The organism is Pseudobutyrivibrio xylanivorans DSM 14809 (assembly GCF_900141825.1).
Classification (GTDB): Bacteria; Bacillota; Clostridia; order Lachnospirales; family Lachnospiraceae; genus Pseudobutyrivibrio; species Pseudobutyrivibrio xylanivorans.
Map to the genome: position 1 here is coordinate 1 of NZ_FQYQ01000049.1, position 3017 is coordinate 3017.

Annotated in this window: 3 protein-coding genes; all 3 read left to right on the top strand. The window is 37.1% G+C overall.

Annotation, left to right across the window (positions count from 1 at the left end; translation table 11 throughout):
- Positions 1-195 precede the first annotated feature (195 nt).
- Genes istA through BUA88_RS15725 form a run of 3 tightly spaced genes read left to right on the top strand, consistent with a single transcriptional unit; the run spans position 196 to position 2894 of the window.
- Positions 196-1686 (top strand): IS21 family transposase, encoded by a 1491-nt coding sequence (gene istA / locus BUA88_RS15715; RefSeq protein ID WP_072919701.1) that lies wholly within the window; start codon positions 196-198, stop codon positions 1684-1686.
- A complete protein-coding gene (istB, locus tag BUA88_RS15720) occupies positions 1683-2450 on the top strand; it encodes an IS21-like element helper ATPase IstB (RefSeq protein ID WP_072919703.1) in 768 nt (255 codons plus the stop codon). Before istA ends, istB begins: the two co-directional genes overlap by 4 nt.
- Positions 2451-2462: 12 nt before the next feature.
- Positions 2463-2894 carry a hypothetical protein gene (locus BUA88_RS15725; RefSeq protein ID WP_072919706.1) on the top strand — a complete coding sequence of 144 codons (432 nt, stop codon included), beginning with the start codon at positions 2463-2465 and terminating at the stop codon, positions 2892-2894.
- The last annotated feature ends 123 nt before the right edge of the window (positions 2895-3017 follow it).

The window sequence follows — 3017 nt, forward strand, 5'->3', positions numbered from 1 at the left end:
TGTTGATTTACACTTAAAACTGACCCAGGATTTACGCTCAGAATTGAGCCACCAGATATAACAAGTAAATCCTGTTGTCATATATTATAATTGTTGTTCCTTGAAAATTTAATACTTAGAATTGACCCCCCTCTTTAAGAAAAATACAATACTTTTCGTATATCAATTCGTATATACGGAAAGGAGAAAAAAGAGGTGAAAGACTTGGAAGATTGGGCAGCTGTACAGAAAGTGTACAAGCAAACGAAGTCGAAACGCGCTACAGCTCAACTCCTTGGTATCTCACGCAACACAGTGAAAAGGCTTCTTGCAATGGATAAGCCTCCAAGTTATAACCGAAAGATCTATCATTCAAAGATTGATGCCTATAAGGAACAAATCATTGAATGGAGATGTGAACCCTATAACTTTAATGGCACAAGAATCTTTAGAGAACTGAAAGCTATAGGATATCAAGGCAGTATTGGACCTGTATATCGTTTCCTTAACAAGATTGATGAGGATGTTGGATACCACATCAGCAAACGAGCTACCGTAAGGCATGAAAGTCCTTGTGGGGATCAGGCTCAGTTTGATTGGACTGAGTATGAAGTGCTGATCGGCTCGCGATACCGAAAAGTGTATTGCTTTGCAATGATTTTATCGGCATCAAGAAAGAAGGCTGTTTGCTTTTCTTTGAAATCGGATGCTGCAGCTATTTACGAAGCAATTCAGGAGCTTTTTGATGATTTAGGTGGTGTCACCTTGGAATTGTTGATAGACAATCCCAAAGCACTTGTTCTTGAGAACAACCCTAGGTCTGAAGCAGAAATAAGGTATAATCCACACGCCTTAATGGTGGCTAAGCACCTGGGCACAGAACTTAATGCATGCCCATGCTACTGGCCACGAAAGAAAGGTAAAATCGAACGTCCCTTTAAGTACATTGAAGAACAGTTTATAAAGGGTAATTCTTTCGCTACGATGGAGGAATTGAATCATCGAGGTAAGAAATTTGTAGATGACTGGTGCAGTGAAACACATTCAACAACTGGACGTATTCCAAACCAGCATTACTTATTGGAAGAAAAAGGCACTTTGTTAGAACTCCCCAAGACTCACTATCATCTGGATGCATTAAAAACTAGAAAAGTTAGTCCAGATAGCTTTGTGAGTATTGAAGGAAACAAATACAGTGTTCCGGTCACATATGTCGACAGAAATGTCTTCTACAGAATTATCTATGGATTTCGAATTGAAGTATACGATAAAAACGAGCATTTAATTTTGCGGCAAGAGGCTTTTGAAAGTAAAAGAAATGTTCTCACAAATGATGAACATTATGCGCAGATTGCTCCAAAGGTAAATACTTCTATCCCACAGATTAGAAGAGACTTTACAGAACGTTTTAGAAACGGTTCTAGGTATCTGGAAGCTGCAGGTCATAGATTTGATCAGCCAACGCATCATGCCAGAAGAATTCTTGAACTTCAGGAACTGTATGATGATAACGTTCTTGATTACTTCATCGGCGTTGCTATCGAAGAAGACATGATGGATATCACATCATTTAGAGCCCTTCTTAGAGATTACAACAGCGGTTACCTGATATTACCTAATGAGGCTAAAGTACAGTCATCTACCAAAAATGAATTGATTCGAGATTGCAGTTATTATGAAGAATCAACTAAGGAGGTGACTCAATGAAGACTTCTGATGTAGTTGATAAGAAAGCATTTATCACTGAAAAGCTTAAGAAGTTTAAGCTTGTTGATATTCGAGAGCAATACGTTGACCTGATTGAAGAAGCTAAAACAGATAAGCTTGATTATGAAGATTTTCTAATCAAACTTCTAATAGCTGAAGATGAAGGTAAAGAACAGCGTCGAACTGCAAAACTTATTGCTAAGGCAAATTTTGACACCATAGCATCTTTAAGTGAAATAGACTATTCGTTCAACAGGTCTTTGGACAAATCGAAAATCGATGAGCTTGGCTCACTGAGATTTATTGAAGCAAAAGAGAACGTAATAATTATTGGTCCTCCTGGTGTAGGAAAAAGTATGATTGCCACAGGCATTGGCAGAAACGCATGCAAAGCTGGATATAAAGTAATGTTTGTTAATGCTAAAGAACTTGTAGATCAGTTACACATTTCCATGATAGAGGGACGATTACAGGAAACCTTAAAGGAACTGAAAAAGATAGAACTGCTTATAATTGATGAATTGTCATACATAAAAATGGACAAAGAAAAAGAGAGCCTATTTTTTCAAATCATTCGCCAACGATACGAAAAAGGCTCCCTCATCATTACTACAAATTTACCAATGGGAAGATGGGATGAATTGTTTACAGGTCAGCTTGCAGCGACCGCAATTCTTGACCGAGTTCTTCACCACTGTCACGTCATTAGTATAACGGGCGACAGTTATCGTGTCAAAGGGTCAAAAAAGAGTGTTAAATTATAAAAGGGAAAACTTATGTTGAAAATAACAAATGAAAATCTTCAAAACCTTGCTGAATTGTATAACCAGCATGGGAAAGACGAATTATACAATAAGCTGAAGAAAGATTATAAGATTAAAAATCCTACTTGTGTATTCAAAAGAATGAAAACAAATGAAATGCTTGGCTTCGATACAGCATTAAACAAGTTCACCTTTCATAAGTGTGTTGAAGATGAAGTGTTTATGAGTTTTGATGAGCTTTGTGCTCCACACCAAGAAATGGAAGCAATACCATTTCCTAATGATAATTCGAAAGCTGTGGCAATGGATAAGCTCATCCAGGAGCTAATTGGAGATAAGCTTTTAGAAATCAGCAAGTATGTAAATATGAATGTCATAGATAGAACCATTATTATTGATCAGACTTCACTTCATAATGATGGTTATCAGATAATTGCTCACTAAGAGGTGGGTCAAAACAAAGTATAAAAAATAGGAATAACAAAAAAACTGACCCACCCAGTAAAATCATCACTGGTGGGTCAGAACTAAACGAAAAAGCGGGTCAAATCTACTTGACAATCAACA